This window comes from Thalassospira sp. A3_1 (assembly GCF_017744215.1).
Classification (GTDB): Bacteria; Pseudomonadota; Alphaproteobacteria; order Rhodospirillales; family Thalassospiraceae; genus Thalassospira; species Thalassospira lucentensis_A.
In genome coordinates this window covers 520838-537756 of record NZ_JAGHQQ010000001.1, presented here as the reverse complement: position 1 = coordinate 537756, position 16919 = coordinate 520838, and the positions used below count along the sequence as shown (strand labels likewise).

Sequence of the window (16919 nt, the reverse complement as noted above, 5' to 3'; positions counted from 1 at the left end):
ATGGAGTTTCTTGTAGCAAGCAGTATCGGGCTTCTGACCATGTGCGGCACTTATATGTTGCTGCGTGGTCGTACTTTCCCGGTGGTGATCGGTCTGGCACTTCTGTCCTATGCGGTGAACGTTTTCCTGTTCGCCATGGGGCGCCTGACCATCGATATGCCACCAATCCTGCGTGATGGTGTTACGGAATACACCGATCCGCTGCCTCAGGCACTTGTCCTGACAGCGATCGTGATTTCGTTCGGGATGACCGCACTTATCGTTGTGCTGTCGATCCGCGCCTATCTTGAAATCGGTAATGACCATGTTGACGGTCGCCCGGTTGGCGAGCCTTCCGAAGCAGGAGACAAAAACTGATGGGTCACTGGATTGTCGTTCCCATTGTGCTGCCTGCCGTGATGGCCGCCCTGATTGTTCTGGCGGTTCGGCATGACATTGTGCTGCAGCGCATATTCTCGATCACCTCGACCGTTGCCCTTGTGGCGGTCACTCTGTCGCTGGTGATTTTTGCCAATAACAACAACCCGGAAATGTACGCACTTGGCGACTGGCCGGCACCGTTCGGGATCGTGATCGTACTGGATCGCCTGTCGGCGATGATGATCTTTCTGACCTCGATCCTCGGTCTTGGTGTCATCCTGTTTGCATCAAGCGAATGGGACAAGCGTGGCCAGCATTTCCACGCCCTGTTCCAGTTCCAGTTGATGGGGGTCAATGGTGCGTTTTTGACAGGTGACGTGTTCAACCTGTTCGTCTTCTTCGAAGTGCTGCTGATCGCATCTTATGGGTTGATGCTGCATGGTGCCGGGGCGGAACGCCTTAAGGCGGGCATGCAGTATATCGTCATTAACCTGACGGGTTCGACCCTGTTCCTGGTCGGGGTCGGCATGATCTATGCCGTGACCGGAACGCTGAACATGGCCGATCTTGCCATCCAGGTGCCGCAGGTGGCCGCCGGTGATGCCGCGTTGCTGCGTGCCGGGGCGCTGATCCTGCTTCTGGTGTTCTGTGTGAAGGCGGCTTTGGTACCGGTTCATTTCTGGCTGCCGGGAACTTATGCCAATGCACCGGCACCGGTCGCGGCCCTGTTTGCGATCATGACCAAGGTCGGTGCCTATTCGATCCTGCGCGTTTACTCGCTGGGCTTTGGTGAAAATGCCGGTGATATGGCATGGCTCGCACAGCCCTATATCCTGCCTGCGGCGATTGTGACACTGGCGATTGGCATGATCGGGGTGCTGGCGGCCAAGCGGCTGAACGGCCTGATTGCGTTTTCCGTGATCGGATCGATGGGAACGCTTTTGATTTCCATCGCGCTGTTTACGCCCGAAAGCATTTCGGCCGGTCTTTATTACCTGCTGCATTCGACCTTTGCCGGGGCGGCCCTGTTCCTGGTCGGTGATCTGGTGGCGTCACGCCGGGGGGCCATCTATGGCGACAAACTTGAAACGGCACCGGTTTTCCATCAATCGGGGCTTCTGGCGGTTCTGTTCTTTGTTGCGGCCATTGCCATGGCCGGGATGCCGCCGCTTAGCGGTTTTATCGGCAAGCTGATGATCCTTGATGCGGCACGTGACAGCGACCTGTCTGTCTGGATCTGGTCAGTCATTCTTGTGACGTCGCTGATGTGCATTGTCGGTTTTGGCCGTGCAGGCAGTGTCCTGTTCTGGAAAAGTGCCTCGGCCGAAGGTGTGATCGAGGTCGAGGGGGCAAATTGGCCGGTTCTTCCGATCGTTGCCGCCTGCGGAATGCTTTGTGCGCTTGTTGCCCTGACGGTGTTTGCCGCACCGATCACGGATTACCTGCAGGGCACGGCAGCGCAGTTGTTTGACACCACGGATTACATCCGGGCTGTGCTGGGTGAAATACCCGCCACACAGCCTGGCCAGTAAGCGGTGATGAAAGGATAGTGATGATGTTGAAACGTTGTCTTCCCCACCCGCTTCTGTCGCTGGCCCTGCTGGTTGTCTGGGTGTTGCTGGTCAATGAAATATCGGCCGGTGCCGTGGTCTTTGGTGCGATCCTGGCGATTGTGGTGCCGTTGATCACGTCAAGTTTCTGGCCGGCCGCGCCAAAGGTCGGCAATGCCTATGCGATCTGCGAATACGGCCTGATCGTGTTGTGGGATATTCTGGTGGCGAATGTTGTCGTTGCCGGATTGATCCTGTTTCGCAAGGCCGAAAGCCTTGAAACGAAATGCGTTGTCGTTCCGCTTGATCTGACCTCGCCCGAGGCGATCACGACCCTTGCGGGGACGATCACCATGACGCCGGGCACCGTGACCATTGATCTGAGTGCCGATGCCAAAAGCCTTCTGGTGCATTGCCTGCATGCGCCGGACCCGCAGGGCGTGGTTGATGATATCAAGACCCGCTATGAAGGCCGTCTGAAGGAGATTTTCGAATGATCGAATATGCACTGAATTTCGGCTTTATCTGTGTGGCGGTCGCCCTGTTGATGAACCTTTGGCGGCTTTCGAAGGGACCGACCATCGCGGACCGTGTTCTGGCCGTCGATACCATGGCGATCAACGCCATCGCCCTTCTGGTGCTGTACGGGATCAGCCGCGCAACCTCGATGTATTTCGAAGGGGCGCTTCTGTTTGCCATGTTCGGCTTTGTCTCCACCGTTGCCTATTGCAAGTTCGTCTTGCGCGGCGACATCATCGAATAGGGAGAGAGACGATGCCGTTTATTGCCGAACTCGTCATTTCCGTTTTGATCGTGATTGGCGGATTGTTCCTGCTGATCGGGTCGTTCGGGATGCTCAAACTGCGCGAATTGCTGCCGCGGCTTCATGCGCCGACCAAGGCAACCACGGTTGGCGTTGGCGGAATCCTGATCGCATCGATGCTGTTCTTCTGGATCGAACGCGGGCATTTCACCATTCATGAATTGCTGATCACGCTGTTCCTGTTCCTGACGGCACCGATCACCGCAAACCTGATCGCCAAGGCCTATTTGCTGCGTCATGTCGATCCGCACGCGGACCTTCCGAAAAGCGGTCAGGACGAAGGCTGGGCAACGTTTGATCCGGTTGGCCCGGATGGCTATGACCCCAGCGAAGAATACAAACCCGATCAGAAGTGAACACGGGTGGAGATTTGCAAACGGCACCGTTCATGCGGTGCCGTTTTGGTATGCTGTTAACAGGAAAACCGCATGATCCTTGAAACCGAACGGCTTTGGCTGCGTCCGCGAACACTGGATGATCTTGAAGACTGCTTTGCGATGGATCGTGAACCCGGTGTGACCGACTTTGTTCAGGGGCCATGGGCCGACGAAACCGAACATCGTGCCTTTATCCATGATCGCATCACCATGGATTACGGGCCGGGGCTTGGATACTGGTCGCTGTTTTTAAAAACGGAACCGGATCGTTTCATTGGCTGGGTTCTGCTGATCCCCGAGGATGCGGTTGGACCCGAGATCGAAATCGGCTGGCGTCTGAAACCGGCTTTCTGGGGCAGGGGATATGCATCCGAGGCCGCCAATGCCCTGTTGGCGCATGGGTTTGAAAAAATGAAACTGCCCGGTTTCATTGCCTGTATCGATGCCCGGAATATCGGGTCACTTGCGGTGGCGCGAAAGATCGGCATGTGTCCTCACAAGGACGACAACGATATCGTGCAATATGCGATCACGGCGGATGATTTTGCAAAACGTCCTCATAGATGACATTGCCGATCTGCCCCTGATCTTGTTATGACAAGGGGCAGGAGGAACGCGTTTCACATGCCGGATTTCAGCATCGAAGATCAGTATTGCGGGCGGATCGCCGGGATTGATGAGGTCGGTCGTGGGCCGTTGGCCGGGCCGGTGGTTGCGGCGGCCGTTATTCTGCCGCGCGATGAACGGTTGCCGGAAGTCCTTCTGGGGGAACTTAACGATTCCAAAAAGCTTTCGGTCAAGAAACGCGACTTTCTGTTTGAGCTGATCATGGGCTGTGCCGAGGTTGGCATCGGTGCGGCATCTGTCCGCGAGATCGACCGGATCAATATCCTGCAGGCAACATATGTCGCCATGCGCCGTGCGGTGGCGCGCCTGCCGCAATGTCCCGATCAGGCGCTGGTTGACGGCAATCGTGACCCGGGGCTGCCCTGTGCGGTCGAAACGGTCATCAAGGGTGATGGCAGGTCATTGTCCATCGCGGCGGCATCCATCGTTGCCAAGGTCGTGCGCGACCGCGCCATGACCCGCCTTGCCGTGCGCTATCCGCATTTCGGCTGGGATGGCAATGCCGGTTATGGGGTGAAAAAGCATATGGACGGGCTTGGCATTGTTGGCCCAACCCTGCATCACCGCCGCAGTTTCAGGCCGATTGCCGAATTGTTAGTATTAAGAAGTTAGCTGAACATTTCAGGACACATCAGCATCATGAGAAAAGATCAGGCGAAGATATTAATACTGCGGGCTTTCGACAGTTGGAAAAGTGATCATTTCCCTGATCAGACGCCAACAGGAACGGACGCGCTTTTGTTCTTTCGTCACATAGAGCTTACTCACCCGGAGTTGCTCGATTTCCGATCTTCAGCTCACAAATGGCAAGTAATACATGGCTGGCTGCTGAACTCCAGTCGATGTGGTGATTAGGCAAAAGCGACTTCGTTTCGCATTACAACATGCGCACGCACCAGATCAACACCGTCTCCGTCACGTGTAATCGCGGCAAATCCGTCCTTCTGGCACACCGTGACCCGTTCCTGGACCCGGCATTCGGTGCGGAACTGGATATCGATGCTTTCGGGATGGAAGTCCGGTTTTGCATCCGCACCGGTTGCGCCAAGGACCCACTGCATCAGGCGGACATTGTTGACATGCCCATACAGGTCAAGGTCGGATGGCCGGGCCTTTATGCTGTCGATTTCGGGTAATGGGTCGCTGGTAAAGGGCGGTCGAAACGGCGGCGCGATCAGCTTGCGGCCGGGCGGCTCTGGCAGCCTTTCTTCGATCCAGTCGTGCCAGCTTGCCGCGCGCCGTTCAATCAGGTCAAACATCACCCAGAAGCTTTGCGCGACTGCAATCACATCACCCTTGCCATCGATCAGACGGAAATCGCGGGTGGCAACACGTTTTGCAACGCCCGATGGCCATGTTTCGACAATGATATCCTCGCCATTGCCGGGATAGCGCCGCACATGAATGACCATGCGCGCCAGCACCCATGCCATGCCCTGATCCACCGTATCGTCATAGGCCAGTTTCAGGATACGGGCGCCCCAGCCAGCCGCATCCTGCATGTAATCGGCGAGGGCCGGTAGCATCGCAAGGCTATTATCCCCAATTTCCGAATATCGCACGCGATAGGTGCCGCGCCATCCGCAATTGGCGGGCAGGGCCGGTCTGGCGATTTCGTCCCAATCGATGATCATTTCGGCCAATCCTGTGTCATTCCCTGACAGTTATAGAAACCCGGTTGGCTGCGTGCAAATCCAGATTGGAAACCCGCAATACAAACCGGGATGTCTCAAAGGTTCATCTTGCTCATTTCGGCAAAGCTGGTGATGATGGTTAAATTCAGGGTTGGGCTGCATCATGTGTATTTTGTGGCTCTTTGGGGAGCTGTCAAAAAATGAATGATCATATGTGTTTATTTAAAATGAAGAATACGGCTCCCCTAGGTTCAAATTAAAAGAACAGTGATGTTTAATTAAATGGAAAAGCGAAAATACAACAAGACGTTACGCGCAGAAAAAGAAGATGAAACGCGCCTGAAGATTGTCGAGGCCGCGATGAGTTTGCATGGTGAAGTCGGCCCTGCACGCACAACCATCAGCGCGATTGCCGACCGCGCCGGTGTGCAGCGCCTGACGGTCTATCGGCATTTTACCGAGGAAAATGAACTGCTTGATGCGTGCTCGTCACATTGGCGGAGCCTTAACCCGCCGCCCGATCCCGCATCATGGCGCGAGTCGGTGGCAGCGGGGGATTGGGGCCTTGCGATCCTTAGCATGCTTTATCACTATTATGGTGAAACGGCCTATATGTGGGATCATTGCTATCGGGATCGGGAGAGCGTTGCGGCGCTTCACGAACACATGACGGGCTTTGATGCCTATCTCGACATGCTGTGTGTTGATGTGCTGGCAAGCCTTCCCGATGCCCGGCGCAAGGGCAAAATGTGCAAGGCGGTTGCGCGGCATGCGGTGCAGTTTGCAACATGGCAGTCGCTGTCACAGACGGGCGTGGAAAATTCGGAAATGGCGGCCCTGATGGATGACTGGCTGCATAAATGCCCGGTTTCGTGATCGGGCTTTGCCGTCTAATCCATCGGTCGCTGGCGCATCTTTTTGACATCGCCGCGTTTCTTTTTCGTGTCGACCCGTTTGCGTTTCGCCGATAGGGACGGGCGGGTTTTGACGCGGAACTTTTTGCGTTCGGCGGCTTTGCGCAGCAGCGCCAGAAGCCGTTCTATCGCGTCCTGCTTGTTGCGTTCCTGTGTGCGGAAACGCTGCGCGTCAAAGATGATTTCCCCGTCATTGGTCAGCTTGCTGCCTGCCAGTTCGCGCAGGCGATCACGCACGCGTTGCGGCAATTCCGTCAGATCATCGATGCGCACGCGCATTTGTACCGCGGTCGATACTTTATTGACGTTCTGGCCGCCCGGACCGGATGCACGCACGAACTGGAATTGCAGGTGGCGTTCATCAAGATAAAGATCATTTGAGATTTCGAGCATGGCGGATCGTCTAAGTAATATGGGCGATAAGTTGTGCGGCGAATTTGTACGGTGGATGCCCGGAAACCGGTGGGTGCTGTCGATTGAAAATCGATCGCATTCCACCTACATTGAAGGCACTTACCCTGTCAGGGGCGGGCAGGGCTGTAAACAGGAAATAAGACGTGCAGGCATCGTATCTTTATCTGGCGTTGGGCTGGCTTTCAGTTGGACTTGGCATTGTGGGCGCATTTCTGCCAATTCTGCCGACCACCCCGTTCATGCTGCTTGCAGCCTGGCTGTTTAGCAAAGGATCGCCGCGCCTGCATGCGTGGATTTACAACCATCCACATTTTGGCCCATCCATCCGTCACTGGACCGAACATGGCGTGATCAATCGCCGGGCCAAGATCATGGCGATGTCGGCGTTTGTCGTGGTGATTGCCGCATCCCTGATCTTTGTTGAAAACCGCTGGGTCGTGATGATCCAGTTACTGGTCGCAATCCCGGTCAGCTGTTTCATCCTGTCACGCCCGTCGCGCATTCCCGCATCCATCCCGGTAACACAGGGCGGGGAGCCGGGCACAGGCGTCTGATGCTGTCGGGTGTTGAGGTATTGCCGCTTAGCCCGATTTACGGGTCAATTCTTCCTGACAGGTTTCTTCGAGCTTATTGAGTTCATCGAGTGTCGCGTCGATATCCTGACGCTGTTTGCGCAGGGTATCGCGGCGCTCATTGATCTTGTCGACAAGGATGGTCAGCTGCATGATTTCGCTGCGGTCCGTATCATACAGGTCCAGCAGATCACGGATTTCCTTAAGCGAAAAGCCAAGCCGTTTGCCGCGCATGATCAGACGCAGGCGCACGCGGTCACGCTGGCTATAGATGCGCGTCTGCCCCTGACGCGCTGGCGCGATCAGTTCCTGGTCCTCGTAAAAACGGATGGTACGCGTCGTGACGTCGAACTCGCGGGCAAGGTCGGTGATGGAATAGCTGTCGTTCATGACATCCCGTTCAGGTTTACGCTTACGTAAACGAAAACTACATGCTTTCTTGTGCGATCACAATCGGCAATTCTTTTGGCAATTCAACGCAGAACGTGCTGCCTTTTCCCGGTTCGCTTTCAACCGTGATCGTCCCGCCATGCCGGTCGGCGATTTTTTTGCAGATCGCAAGCCCGATGCCGGTCCCGGCATATTCACCGTAACCGTGCAGGCGTTTGAAGATTTCAAAGATTGTCGCGTGATATTGCGGTTCGATGCCGATGCCGTTATCGGCAACAAAAACCTTCCAGCTTTCATCGGTTTCCCCGGCATAGATCCGCACTTCGCCCTTGTCGGGGTCACTGTATTTAAGGCCGTTCGAAACAAGGTTCTGAAACAGCAGCAAAAGCTGGCTGGCATCACCGGTCACGGTTGGTAGAAAGCCATCGCGAACAATGTTGCCTGCCGGACCCAGTCCCGCCCGCCTGAAATTGGCGGCAATCGCGTCAAACAGGCTGTCAAGTGGCACTGCATGGAACGGTTTGCCGTGCCGCCCGACCCGCGACAGGGTGAGAAGATCATCGATCATGCGCTGCATGCGCTGGGTGCCATCGACCGCATAATGAATGAATTCATCGGCGGTTTCGTCAAGCTTGTCCTTGTATCGCCGCGCGATCAACTGCGTATAGCTCGACACCATGCGAAGCGGTTCCTGCAAATCGTGGGACGCGGCATAGGCGAACTGTTCAAGCTCGCTGTTGGATCGTTCCAGTTCCGCCATGGTGCGCTGGATTTCCATTTCATGGCGTTTGCGCTGGGAAATGTCACGCAGGGTGATGATGTAATGATATCGCCCGTCAGCCGAAAAGTGGCTGATTGCGACTTCAAGGGGTACGTTGCGGCCGTTTTTGGTGCAGGCCAGAACCTCGATCACGCCTGTGCCAAGATCGGTCAGCAGACGGTCCGCAGTCGGGCGTTGCGGTGGGGTATGTTTGCTGTCGGGGAGCAAAAACCGGATGATGTTGCTCAGTTCCGGGTCGCCTTCGGGACCGCAGAGTTCCTGTGCACGGGCATTAAGCGGTTCGATATTGCCGTCATCGGATGCGACCAGAATCGCATCGATGGTGTTTTGCAAAATCGCACGTGTACGGTCTTCACTGCGTCGGGTCTGGGTCACCAGTTCGGCCAACTCGGCGGCCTGCTGTCGTAAAAGCCGGTCGCGCTGCACGGCAAGTGTGACGTCACGTACAGTCAGTGAACACAGCTTGTCCCCGCGCGATGTCGTGATCGGATGAACACGGATGGATTGTTCCATGCGTTCAAATGTCGCGGCAAACTGCGGCAGCGGACGAAGCGGCAGGGCCCCCTGATTAAGGGACGGCGAAATCACAGCAGGCATGCCGAATTCCAGGCAATCCTGAATGGCCTGGCACAGACGCCCCAACCGGGTTTCGGGGAACAGGGCACTTAACCGTTTACCGATTGCCTGTTCGTGCAAAATCCCCGACCGGCTTTGCATCCACTGGTTCCAGTGGCAGATGGCCCGGTCTGCCCCGATCACCACAAGGCCGACATCGGCTGTATCAAGCAGATTGCCGTAAAGGTCGGCGGCTTCTGCGGCATCCTTGATATCGACAATCGGGGAGGTGGGTTTTGTCATCGCGCTGCTGCCCGTTAACCGAGCGAGTTTTCAAGGAAACGCCGCACGAGTTCCTTCAGGGTCTGGATCGAGTCAAGATCCATGACAAACAGCACATAACCATCAATGTCATTCTGGCGCAGCATGAATTGCACATGCAGGATCATCAGAACCGGCATTTTGCCCGAGGTGGTATCGTACGCGGCCTCATCATTCAAAAGCGCTTTGGTCTCGCGTTTGCGGAAGGTCGGCATCGAACAATTGATCGGCTCGCCCAGAACGTTGGCAATACTGCCAAGACATGCATTCAGGATGATGTTGCCGACCTCCATCAGGGCTTCCTGTTCCAGGTCGGTCAGAGTATCAAGCGGCACATCAACCTTAAGCAACCGTCGCACCAGTTCAAGGCTGCGCTTTTCGGGGAAAACCAGCATGGCCTCGCCCTTGAACGGGCCATCGAATGTCTGGCTGACGGCGGAAACCACTTCTTCGGGCGATGATGTCAGGTTTGAATCGGAAAACCGTTCGACAAAGGTAATCGTCGGGACCGTCAGTTCGACCGGCTGATCGACCATTTCCGAAAGTGACGCGGCGGCGCGACCGACCCCGATATTGATCAGTTCACTGATCGTGTCATGTTCAAGCTCGCTCAGATCGATCATCGCCCGGCTTCCTTGCCTTTCAGATAATCGCAAATCTTTTCTTCGGTCGGCGGTTTGGCAATGAAATCCATGCCCAGTCCCGCCGCCTTGTTCTGGATTTCCTTCTGTATATTGGCGGTCAGAAGCGCAATTGCAGCATCGGGATAAGCCGCGCGAAGCTTTTCGCCCAATTCCAGCCCGTTCATGCCCGGCATGTTGAAGTCGATCACAAGGTAATCATAGGCGTGCTCGGCGGCCATTGCCTGCGCTTTTTCAGCTTCTTCGGCTTCATCCACCCGCCAGTCGGCAAAGTTGCTGGTGATAAAGGCCTTAACCAGCAGTCGGGCAAATTTGCTGTCATCGACAAGCAGGACGGATCGCTTCTGGGACATGTTTTTCTCGGATCTTCGGTTTGTGTTTTTGTGGTATCAGCGCCACCCGCAAGGATAGGTCCGATTATAGAGTAGGCGCAACCTTGCGCGAAAGCTGTTCGATCTGTTTGGCGATGATATTTGCCGGTCGCGGTTCGGAAATCAGGAAGCCCTGGATTTCGTCGCAGCCATGTTGACGCAGGAAATCAAGCTGTTCCTGGGTTTCGACACCTTCTGCCACGACTTTCAGGCCCAGATTATGACCCATGATGATAATCGTATTTGTGATCGCGGCATCGTCGGGATCGGTCGTCACATCGCGGACAAACGATCGGTCGATCTTGATCGAATTGATCGGCAACCGTTTCAGATAGGCCAGTGACGAATATCCGGTACCGAAATCGTCAATGGCAATCTGCAGGCCAAGTTTACGCAATTCATCAAGGATTGATGCGGATCGTTTGATTTCATGCATCATCACCGTTTCGGTGATTTCAAGGACAATACGTGATGCCGGTGTGGCGGTTTCGTCAAGGATGCGCGATATCGTTTCGGTAATTCTGCCTTCGATCAACTGGCGGGGCGACAGGTTAACCGCAATGCTGACAGGCGGCAGGCCGAGCAGATCCCATTCGCGGATCTGGTCACAGACCCGGCGCAGCACCCATTCCCCGATCTTGCCGATCAGGCCGGTTTCTTCGGCAACCGGGATGAATTGCATCGGGGAAATAAATCCGCGCCCCGGCTGGTTCCAGCGTATCAGGGCTTCGAGTCCGGCAAGACCGCCGGAAACCAAATCTATTTTAGGCTGGTAGTAAAGTTCGAATTGACCCTGTGCCAGGGCTTCGCGCAGATCGTTTTCAATTGCCAGGCGGGCAACCGCGCTTTCATTCATCGTCTTGGTAAAGAAGTGATAGGTCCCGCCACCACGGGCCTTTGCGCTATACATTGCCGTATCGGCATTGCGCATCAGTGTCGGGAAATCATCCCCGTCGGCAGGGCAAAGGGCGATCCCGATGGATGGCGTGATGAACAATTGCCGCCCCTGAATATCAAAGGCCGGGGACAGGGCATCAAGAACCGCCTGCGAAAGTGTTGCGGCATCCTGTGTTTCGCGCAGGCGCGGAATGATGATCAGAAATTCGTCCCCGCCCAAGCGGCCAACGACCTCCTGTCGGCTGACAACCCGGCGCAGCCGGTCGGCAACGGCCTTAAGCAGCAAGTCCCCGACATTGTGGCCAAGGCTGTCATTGATCAGCTTGAATCTGTCCAGATCAATAAACAGGATGGCGGTGGCCCGGTCGCGCGGTCCCTGTGCATCGCGCTTGTGACCTTCCAGTGCCGTTTTCAGACTGTATTCGAGCATGCTGCGATTGGGCAGGTTCGTCAGCGCATCGTGGTTGGCCATATAGACCAGTTGTTCCTCGTAGCGTTTGCGCGCTGTAATATCGTGCAGAACAGCCGTGATCAGCGGTGTTTCCGCCTCGGGGATCGGGCGGAAGGCCGCGCTGACTTCAATTTCGGTCTTGTCCTGACGCACCAGCGGCAATGTCAGGCGTTGTTCGGCCACATGGTCGCGCGTCTGGAAACCGGCAAGTTCGGTCAGGCATTCTTCGAAATGCGGGATCGCACGTGGGGCGACGAATTCAAGAAAGGACCGGCCTTTTGGTGTTTCGTCTTCGGAAAGCCCCAGCAAAGGGAAGGATGCGTTGTTGATTTCAACAATGGTGCCGCCCGGTGTGATCGTCAGGATGCCGTCGGCAACGTTCTGGACGATGGCGCGAAGACGGGATTCGTTATCGCGCATCTGCTGTTCGGTCTGGCGCAATTTGCCAAGCGAGGTCGCAATACCGTCAACCAGTGATCGGACCGAGTGCGACAACAGACCCAGTTCATCGCGTTCATGATGGCGGGCAACCGTGATGCCGGTGGCATCGGGATTGTCGCGGTCAATGCCGATGACGGCCTGGGATATGCGCAAAAGCGGTTTGGTCAGGGTCAGATAGAAGAATGCAACCAGCGCAAGGCCGAGCAGGAAGTTGCGCAAAATGCCAGATGTCAGGATACGGGTTGCACGATTGATAAAACCGTCAGCAATCAGATCGGTATCGATCCGCACCACAAGATGCCCGACAAGATCGCGACTCTCGCCGATTTCAAGAGGGACATCATATTGCTGGTTGTTACCAAACATCATTTCGGTCAGGGCTGAGCGGCCCGATGACGATTGCGGGCGTGACTGTTGCGCCAGCACATTGCCGAAATTGTCACGAAGGGTTGCGCTGTAAACCGGTTCGTACTCAAACAGGCCTGATACAACGCGCGCGGCAAGCGTTTCATCAAGGCCATAGGCCGCCTGTGTCGCGGATTCGCGCAAAGTCGACAAAACCTGATTAACGGTCCTGTCGATCAGGTTGCGTTCTTCATGCAGGTCCCAGGCAATTTGGGCAAAACTGAAAAACAGACCAATCAAAAGGGTGATTATGACGGCTGCACGTGCCTGTTTGACAGACAAGCGATCACGCCATCTGAGCCGTTGCGTTTTCAGGCTACCCTCCGCCAATCCACACCCCTGCATGGCTCTATGACCATTTGCACAGTCAAGACTATGTGCTTAATGCGTCAAAAGCAATTGTTGCACGGCTTCTAATACTGGAAAAAGGCGACGAAATCTGTATTTTCCGCCCAAAGCCGATTTTGCCTGTCCGATGCGCGTTAAAAATCTGCGATATCGCAATGCGTCGAAAGAGCAATACTACTAAAAAAAATGGGATTTTATTGGAGTTGCACACAAGCGTCGTGCGTGATAACCCAATCCCCGAGAGAGAACAAGGCCGAGCGCGGGCGCAGCCGCATCACGGCCTCGCAACCTGAACGGAGTTACACCATGACCTATGTGGTGACAGAAAACTGCATCAAGTGTAAGTATCAGGACTGCGTCGAGGTTTGCCCCGTCGATTGCTTCTATGAAGGTGAAAACTTCCTGGTTATTCACCCGGACGAATGCATTGATTGCGGTGTCTGTGAACCTGAATGTCCGGCCGAGGCCATTATTCCCGATACCGAGCCGAATCTGGATAACTGGCTCGAAATCAACCGCAAATTCGCGGAAGTCTGGCCGAATATTACGCGCAAGGGTGATGCACCGGCCGATGCCGACGAATGGAATGGCAAGTCGGGCAAGACTGAATTGCTTAGCGAAGCGCCGGGAACCGGTGATTGATCGCACGCGTTAAACGCCTGTAAAACAACTGTTTTTGCGCCCTAATTTTATTGGCGCATGGCTGCATTGAGCCGGTCGCACGGAAAAAATCTGTGATAGGCCGGCTCTTTGTGTTATTGTGGGCAACTCGCGTTCAAGGGCTCGGCAGGCTCGCTCCGCGCAGTCGGATCTCCGTTATTATATCCTGTCAAAAACCGCGACTTCGCCAAAAGCATGGTCGTGTGAAGCTCTTCGCGTCGCTGGGTCTATAGTGTTACAGTTGAATGACCAGGCCTGTTTGGGCCGGAAGGAAGCTTGATGTCGGATAAGTTGCCCTTTGCTGTTGGCGATTACGTTGTTTACCCCGCACACGGTGTTGGCCGTGTTGATGGCCTGGAAACCCAGGAAATCGCGGGTCAGGAATTACGCCTTTACATCATCACTTTTGAATCGAGCCGCATGACCTTGCGCGTCCCGGTCAATAAGGTGGGCAACTCCGGACTGCGCAAGCTGTCCTCGAAAAAACAGATGGACTCGGCGCTTATCACCCTTAAGGGCCGTGCACGCGTCAAACGCACCATGTGGTCGCGCCGTGCGCAGGAATACGAAGCAAAGATCAATTCCGGTGATCCGGTTTCGATCGCCGAAGTGGTTCGTGACCTCCATCGCACCGCCACCCAGCCTGAACAGTCGTTCTCTGAACGCCAGATTTACGAAGCAGCGTTTGAACGTCTCGTTGATGAACTGGCCGCGATCGAAAAGATCGACAAGGACAAGGCATCGGGCAAGCTCGAAAAACTGTTGCAGAAAGCTGCCTGATACGTCTGTACAGCTTTCTTATACAGAGACCTCTTTTTAAAAACCGGCCTACAAGGTAATCTTGGGCCGGTTTTGTTTATTTTGGGCACGTTATGGCGATGAGCGCAGTTCTGGCACCGATAAAACCGGCGGACAAAATTTGGACCGTTGGTGCGATCAATGGCGATCTTGCCGCGCTGCAGGCCGTTCATGGCAAGCTTCGGGGTAAAATCGCGGCAGGTGATCGTCTGGTCTATCTTGGCAATTACTGGGGCGATGGCACGGCCGAGGCCGTCTCGGGCGCCATCAATGAAGTGCTGCTGTTCCGCCGCTATTTCCTTGCCAAGGATGGTGTTGATATCGCCGATATCGCCTTTCTGCGCGGTGCGAGCGAAGAAATGCTCAGCAAATTGCAGCAGATTCATTTCGCCCCCAACCCGGGCGAGGTATTTGACTGGATGCTGTCGCGCGGCATTGCCGGAACACTTCGGGCCTATGGCTTTGATCCGTCGCATACGCAGGCCCTGATGCGGCAGGGGGCGCACGCGATTTCGCAATGGACCGGCCAGTTCGGCGAAGCCTTCCGCAGAAAGCCCGGGCACAGTTCACTTTTGTCTGATCTTAAACACGCGGCCTATGCCACCGACGGATCGCTGATCTTTGTTCATGCGGGGCTCGATGGATCGCGTCCGCTGACCGGCCAGACCGATACCTTCTGGTGGGGCGGGTCGATGTTTGAAAGCATCACGGACCGTTATTACGATTGCCGCCGGATCGTGCGCGGATCGGCACCGGGCAATGTCGGCCTGCAGGAACGCGAATTCACCCTGTCGATTGATGGCGGGGCCGGGCGGGGTGGTCAGTTGATCGCCGTTGCGATTGGCCGTGATGGGACGATCATTGATCGCATCGAAAGCTGATTTGAAAAATGTCAGATAAAAAGGGCAGCAAACCGGATTTGCTGCCCTTTTTGTTTAATCAATCACAACTTTGACCATCGAATTGGTTGCCGGTGGCTGGCCGGGTTCAAGTCCGTTCAGCACGGCAAAGGTTTCGGATGGTTCGCGCGATACCGCCATCTGGCCGACAAAGGTCGACAGGTCATATTCCGGGTTCACCGCGCGCACCTTGATCCGCAGCGGATGGTATTTCTGCTGTTCCTCGCGGGTGAGCGGCCGGAAGCTGTAGGTCGTGCGGCGTAACGCCACGTTATAATCATCGACCTTATTAAGTGGCGTGATGAACAGGAACTGATAGGCGTTTTCGCCGTGCCGGATCACGACCACACGCAGGCGCGCCTTCCCGCCGGAATTCAGATTGACGTCGGCATAGCCGGTTGCGGCTTCCTGACCGTTGATATCGATATTCTCGATATTGGTGATCGCGATCTTGCTGGAAAAACCGCGCGACAGATATTGATCAAGTCCGACACCCTTGGCCTTTGGCGCCCCTTCAAACACGATTTGCGCGCCGCCGTCATCCTGTGCGATGACGGCATCGGGCTGGTTGATCATTGAAAATCCGTCGGGCACGTCAAAGCGGAAATCAAGCGGCACATGGATAAAGGCAGTGCCCCGCACATAACCGTTATCCGGCCCATCACCATAAATAATACCGTCAATCGCCCGCATATAACGCACGCTGCCGATTTCGGGATTGGCGACCGGGGTCACGTTGGCGGCTTTGTGGGCCTGCTCGATCCGGTCAAGGGTGCGCGGGTGGGTTGCCATGAAATCGAACTGATCGATTTCGTCGGGTGACCGTCCGGCCAGTTTCGCCTGCAGGCGCGAATGGGCACGCAGTTTTTTCAGGAAAGATGCCATGCCTTCCGGGTCATATCCGGCGCGCGTGATGTAACGCACGCCCAGCATGTCGGCCTCAAATTCATGTTCGCGCGAAAACGACTTCAGATAGGCATTCGCCCCGGCACCGACGATATCGCCCGCACCACTGCCAAGGGCAGCCGACAGTCCCCCGGCAAGGATTTGTGTCAGGACACCGCGGCTATAACGCTGGGCGGAATGACGGGCGACCACATGGCCGATTTCATGGGCCAGAACCCCGGCAAGCTCCGCCTCGTTCGAGGCAAGTCCGGCCAGACCACGGGTGATATAGACATAGCCGCCAGGCAGTGCAAAGGCGTTGATCACCTGTGAATCAAGCACGGTAAAGGTGAATTTTTCATCCGGTGCCTCGGATACTGCCACCAGCTTGTTGCCGATTTCCGTGACATAGCTTTGCAGGTCTTTTTCATCATAATCGCCGCCAAACTCGCGGACGATCTTCGGATGTTCCTCGGCACCGACCTGTTTTTCCTGCTCGGGGGACATAAAGGCGGTAAAGCTGTCTTCGCCTGTTGCACGATTGGTCGAGCAACCCGCAAGGGCGGCAATCAGGCCAAGTGCGCCAATGGCGGTTGCCAATCGTCTTGTCTTGCGATGAAAAAGCCAGCTCATTGAAGTCTTTCCTCTTATGCCCTCGATGCGTATCCTTTGCCGGAAACGCCATTTTATCCCTTACGATGTGGTAGCGCGTGTTGGCTTGCCAATCAATATCTTGCAGCAATCAATCCTATTCGCAAAAATCGGGAAATTTTGCGGCGAACTTTGCTGTTCGTGTTGCAGGATG

The 16919-nt window shown here is 55.4% G+C and carries 20 protein-coding genes; 12 read left to right on the top strand and 8 right to left on the bottom strand.

The features are described from left to right. The 7 genes from J7395_RS02485 (at window position 1) to J7395_RS02455 (ending at window position 4349) form a co-directional block, all read left to right on the top strand. Window positions 1–357, top strand: coding sequence for a Na+/H+ antiporter subunit C (locus J7395_RS02485; protein WP_062948254.1), 357 nt, complete (start codon window positions 1–3; stop codon window positions 355–357). Continuing rightward, on the top strand, window positions 357–1892 hold the full coding sequence (locus J7395_RS02480) for a monovalent cation/H+ antiporter subunit D (RefSeq protein WP_209220425.1): 1536 nt from the start codon (window positions 357–359) through the stop codon (window positions 1890–1892). The genes J7395_RS02485 and J7395_RS02480 overlap by 1 nt, the downstream gene beginning before the upstream one ends. A 20-nt stretch (window positions 1893–1912) precedes the next feature. Then, complete coding sequence (locus J7395_RS02475; protein ID WP_231858121.1) at window positions 1913–2407, top strand: Na+/H+ antiporter subunit E; 495 nt, start codon at window positions 1913–1915, stop codon at window positions 2405–2407. Further along, a complete protein-coding gene (locus tag J7395_RS02470) occupies window positions 2404–2673 on the top strand; it encodes a K+/H+ antiporter subunit F (RefSeq protein WP_062948248.1) in 270 nt (89 codons plus the stop codon). The genes J7395_RS02475 and J7395_RS02470 overlap by 4 nt, the downstream gene beginning before the upstream one ends. A gap of 11 nt (window positions 2674–2684) precedes the next feature. Next, window positions 2685–3089, top strand: coding sequence for a Na+/H+ antiporter subunit G (locus tag J7395_RS02465; RefSeq protein WP_062961220.1), 405 nt, complete (start codon window positions 2685–2687; stop codon window positions 3087–3089). Window positions 3090–3161: 72 nt separating this feature from the next. After that, window positions 3162–3677, top strand: coding sequence for a GNAT family N-acetyltransferase (locus J7395_RS02460; RefSeq protein WP_209220424.1), 516 nt, complete (start codon window positions 3162–3164; stop codon window positions 3675–3677). 57 nt (window positions 3678–3734) lie between these two features. After that, window positions 3735–4349, top strand: coding sequence for a ribonuclease HII (locus J7395_RS02455; RefSeq protein ID WP_209220423.1), 615 nt, complete (start codon window positions 3735–3737; stop codon window positions 4347–4349). A 239-nt stretch (window positions 4350–4588) separates the two neighbouring features. Here J7395_RS02455 and J7395_RS02450 read toward each other — a convergent pair whose 3' ends face one another. Further along, a complete protein-coding gene (locus tag J7395_RS02450; RefSeq protein WP_209220422.1) occupies window positions 4589–5371 on the bottom strand; it encodes an acyl-ACP thioesterase domain-containing protein in 783 nt (260 codons plus the stop codon). Between the two features lie 282 nt (window positions 5372–5653). Here J7395_RS02450 and J7395_RS02445 point away from each other — a divergent pair, with 282 nt between their 5' ends. Beyond that, entirely contained in the window at window positions 5654–6247 is a 594-nt protein-coding gene (locus J7395_RS02445; protein WP_209220421.1) for a helix-turn-helix domain-containing protein, read from the top strand. Window positions 6248–6261: 14 nt separating this feature from the next. Here the strand turns inward: J7395_RS02445 and arfB are convergent, their stop codons facing one another. Then, a complete protein-coding gene (gene arfB / locus J7395_RS02440) occupies window positions 6262–6678 on the bottom strand; it encodes an alternative ribosome rescue aminoacyl-tRNA hydrolase ArfB (protein ID WP_062948238.1) in 417 nt (138 codons plus the stop codon). Window positions 6679–6842: 164 nt separating this feature from the next. On the opposite strand from arfB, the gene J7395_RS02435 reads away from it, so the two are divergent. Further along, a complete protein-coding gene (locus tag J7395_RS02435) occupies window positions 6843–7253 on the top strand; it encodes a YbaN family protein (protein ID WP_062948236.1) in 411 nt (136 codons plus the stop codon). A 27-nt stretch (window positions 7254–7280) separates the two neighbouring features. Here the strand turns inward: J7395_RS02435 and J7395_RS02430 are convergent, their stop codons facing one another. From J7395_RS02430 to J7395_RS02410, 5 genes are all read right to left on the bottom strand, one after another. Further along, window positions 7281–7661: a MerR family DNA-binding transcriptional regulator gene (locus J7395_RS02430; protein ID WP_209220420.1), complete on the bottom strand. Its 381-nt coding sequence runs from the start codon at window positions 7659–7661 to the stop codon at window positions 7281–7283. A 37-nt stretch (window positions 7662–7698) separates the two neighbouring features. Next, entirely contained in the window at window positions 7699–9300 is a 1602-nt protein-coding gene (locus J7395_RS02425; RefSeq protein ID WP_062948232.1) for an ATP-binding protein, read from the bottom strand. Window positions 9301–9314: 14 nt separating this feature from the next. After that, window positions 9315–9941 carry a chemotaxis protein CheC gene (locus J7395_RS02420; RefSeq protein WP_062961214.1) on the bottom strand — a complete coding sequence of 209 codons (627 nt, stop codon included), beginning with the start codon at window positions 9939–9941 and terminating at the stop codon, window positions 9315–9317. Then, window positions 9938–10312, bottom strand: coding sequence for a response regulator (locus J7395_RS02415; RefSeq protein ID WP_062948228.1), 375 nt, complete (start codon window positions 10310–10312; stop codon window positions 9938–9940). The genes J7395_RS02420 and J7395_RS02415 overlap by 4 nt, the downstream gene beginning before the upstream one ends. Window positions 10313–10376: 64 nt before the next feature. Then, the gene (locus J7395_RS02410) at window positions 10377–12806 is read right to left on the bottom strand and encodes an EAL domain-containing protein (protein WP_209220419.1); all 2430 of its coding nucleotides are present in this window, start codon (window positions 12804–12806) and stop codon (window positions 10377–10379) included. Between the two features lie 372 nt (window positions 12807–13178). Here J7395_RS02410 and fdxA point away from each other — a divergent pair, with 372 nt between their 5' ends. The 3 genes from fdxA to J7395_RS02395 all read left to right on the top strand — a co-directional run bounded on the left by fdxA (window position 13179) and on the right by J7395_RS02395 (window position 15211). Further along, complete coding sequence (fdxA, locus tag J7395_RS02405) at window positions 13179–13514, top strand: ferredoxin FdxA (RefSeq protein WP_007090191.1); 336 nt, start codon at window positions 13179–13181, stop codon at window positions 13512–13514. A gap of 297 nt (window positions 13515–13811) precedes the next feature. Then, window positions 13812–14312, top strand: a complete 501-nt coding sequence (locus J7395_RS02400; protein ID WP_062948226.1) for a CarD family transcriptional regulator — start codon at window positions 13812–13814, stop codon at window positions 14310–14312. 92 nt (window positions 14313–14404) lie between these two features. Further along, window positions 14405–15211, top strand: coding sequence for a hypothetical protein (locus J7395_RS02395; protein ID WP_097052084.1), 807 nt, complete (start codon window positions 14405–14407; stop codon window positions 15209–15211). A 54-nt stretch (window positions 15212–15265) separates the two neighbouring features. Here the strand turns inward: J7395_RS02395 and J7395_RS02390 are convergent, their stop codons facing one another. Continuing rightward, a complete protein-coding gene (locus J7395_RS02390) occupies window positions 15266–16747 on the bottom strand; it encodes a M48 family metalloprotease (RefSeq protein WP_097052083.1) in 1482 nt (493 codons plus the stop codon). Window positions 16748–16919 lie beyond the last annotated feature (172 nt).

Coding starts and splice junctions, on each gene's coding strand:
- J7395_RS02485 (WP_062948254.1), top strand. CDS start 1: ATGGAGTTTCTTGTAGCAAGCAGTATCGGGCTTCTGACCATGTGCGGC.
- J7395_RS02480 (WP_209220425.1), top strand. CDS start 357: ATGGGTCACTGGATTGTCGTTCCCATTGTGCTGCCTGCCGTGATGGCC.
- J7395_RS02475 (WP_231858121.1), top strand. CDS start 1,913: ATGATGTTGAAACGTTGTCTTCCCCACCCGCTTCTGTCGCTGGCCCTG.
- J7395_RS02470 (WP_062948248.1), top strand. CDS start 2,404: ATGATCGAATATGCACTGAATTTCGGCTTTATCTGTGTGGCGGTCGCC.
- J7395_RS02465 (WP_062961220.1), top strand. CDS start 2,685: ATGCCGTTTATTGCCGAACTCGTCATTTCCGTTTTGATCGTGATTGGC.
- J7395_RS02460 (WP_209220424.1), top strand. CDS start 3,162: ATGATCCTTGAAACCGAACGGCTTTGGCTGCGTCCGCGAACACTGGAT.
- J7395_RS02455 (WP_209220423.1), top strand. CDS start 3,735: ATGCCGGATTTCAGCATCGAAGATCAGTATTGCGGGCGGATCGCCGGG.
- J7395_RS02450 (WP_209220422.1), bottom strand. CDS start 5,371: ATGATCATCGATTGGGACGAAATCGCCAGACCGGCCCTGCCCGCCAAT.
- J7395_RS02445 (WP_209220421.1), top strand. CDS start 5,654: ATGGAAAAGCGAAAATACAACAAGACGTTACGCGCAGAAAAAGAAGAT.
- arfB (WP_062948238.1), bottom strand. CDS start 6,678: ATGCTCGAAATCTCAAATGATCTTTATCTTGATGAACGCCACCTGCAA.
- J7395_RS02430 (WP_209220420.1), bottom strand. CDS start 7,661: ATGAACGACAGCTATTCCATCACCGACCTTGCCCGCGAGTTCGACGTC.
- J7395_RS02425 (WP_062948232.1), bottom strand. CDS start 9,300: ATGACAAAACCCACCTCCCCGATTGTCGATATCAAGGATGCCGCAGAA.
- J7395_RS02420 (WP_062961214.1), bottom strand. CDS start 9,941: ATGATCGATCTGAGCGAGCTTGAACATGACACGATCAGTGAACTGATC.
- J7395_RS02415 (WP_062948228.1), bottom strand. CDS start 10,312: ATGTCCCAGAAGCGATCCGTCCTGCTTGTCGATGACAGCAAATTTGCC.
- fdxA (WP_007090191.1), top strand. CDS start 13,179: ATGACCTATGTGGTGACAGAAAACTGCATCAAGTGTAAGTATCAGGAC.
- J7395_RS02400 (WP_062948226.1), top strand. CDS start 13,812: ATGTCGGATAAGTTGCCCTTTGCTGTTGGCGATTACGTTGTTTACCCC.
- J7395_RS02395 (WP_097052084.1), top strand. CDS start 14,405: ATGGCGATGAGCGCAGTTCTGGCACCGATAAAACCGGCGGACAAAATT.
- J7395_RS02390 (WP_097052083.1), bottom strand. CDS start 16,747: ATGAGCTGGCTTTTTCATCGCAAGACAAGACGATTGGCAACCGCCATT.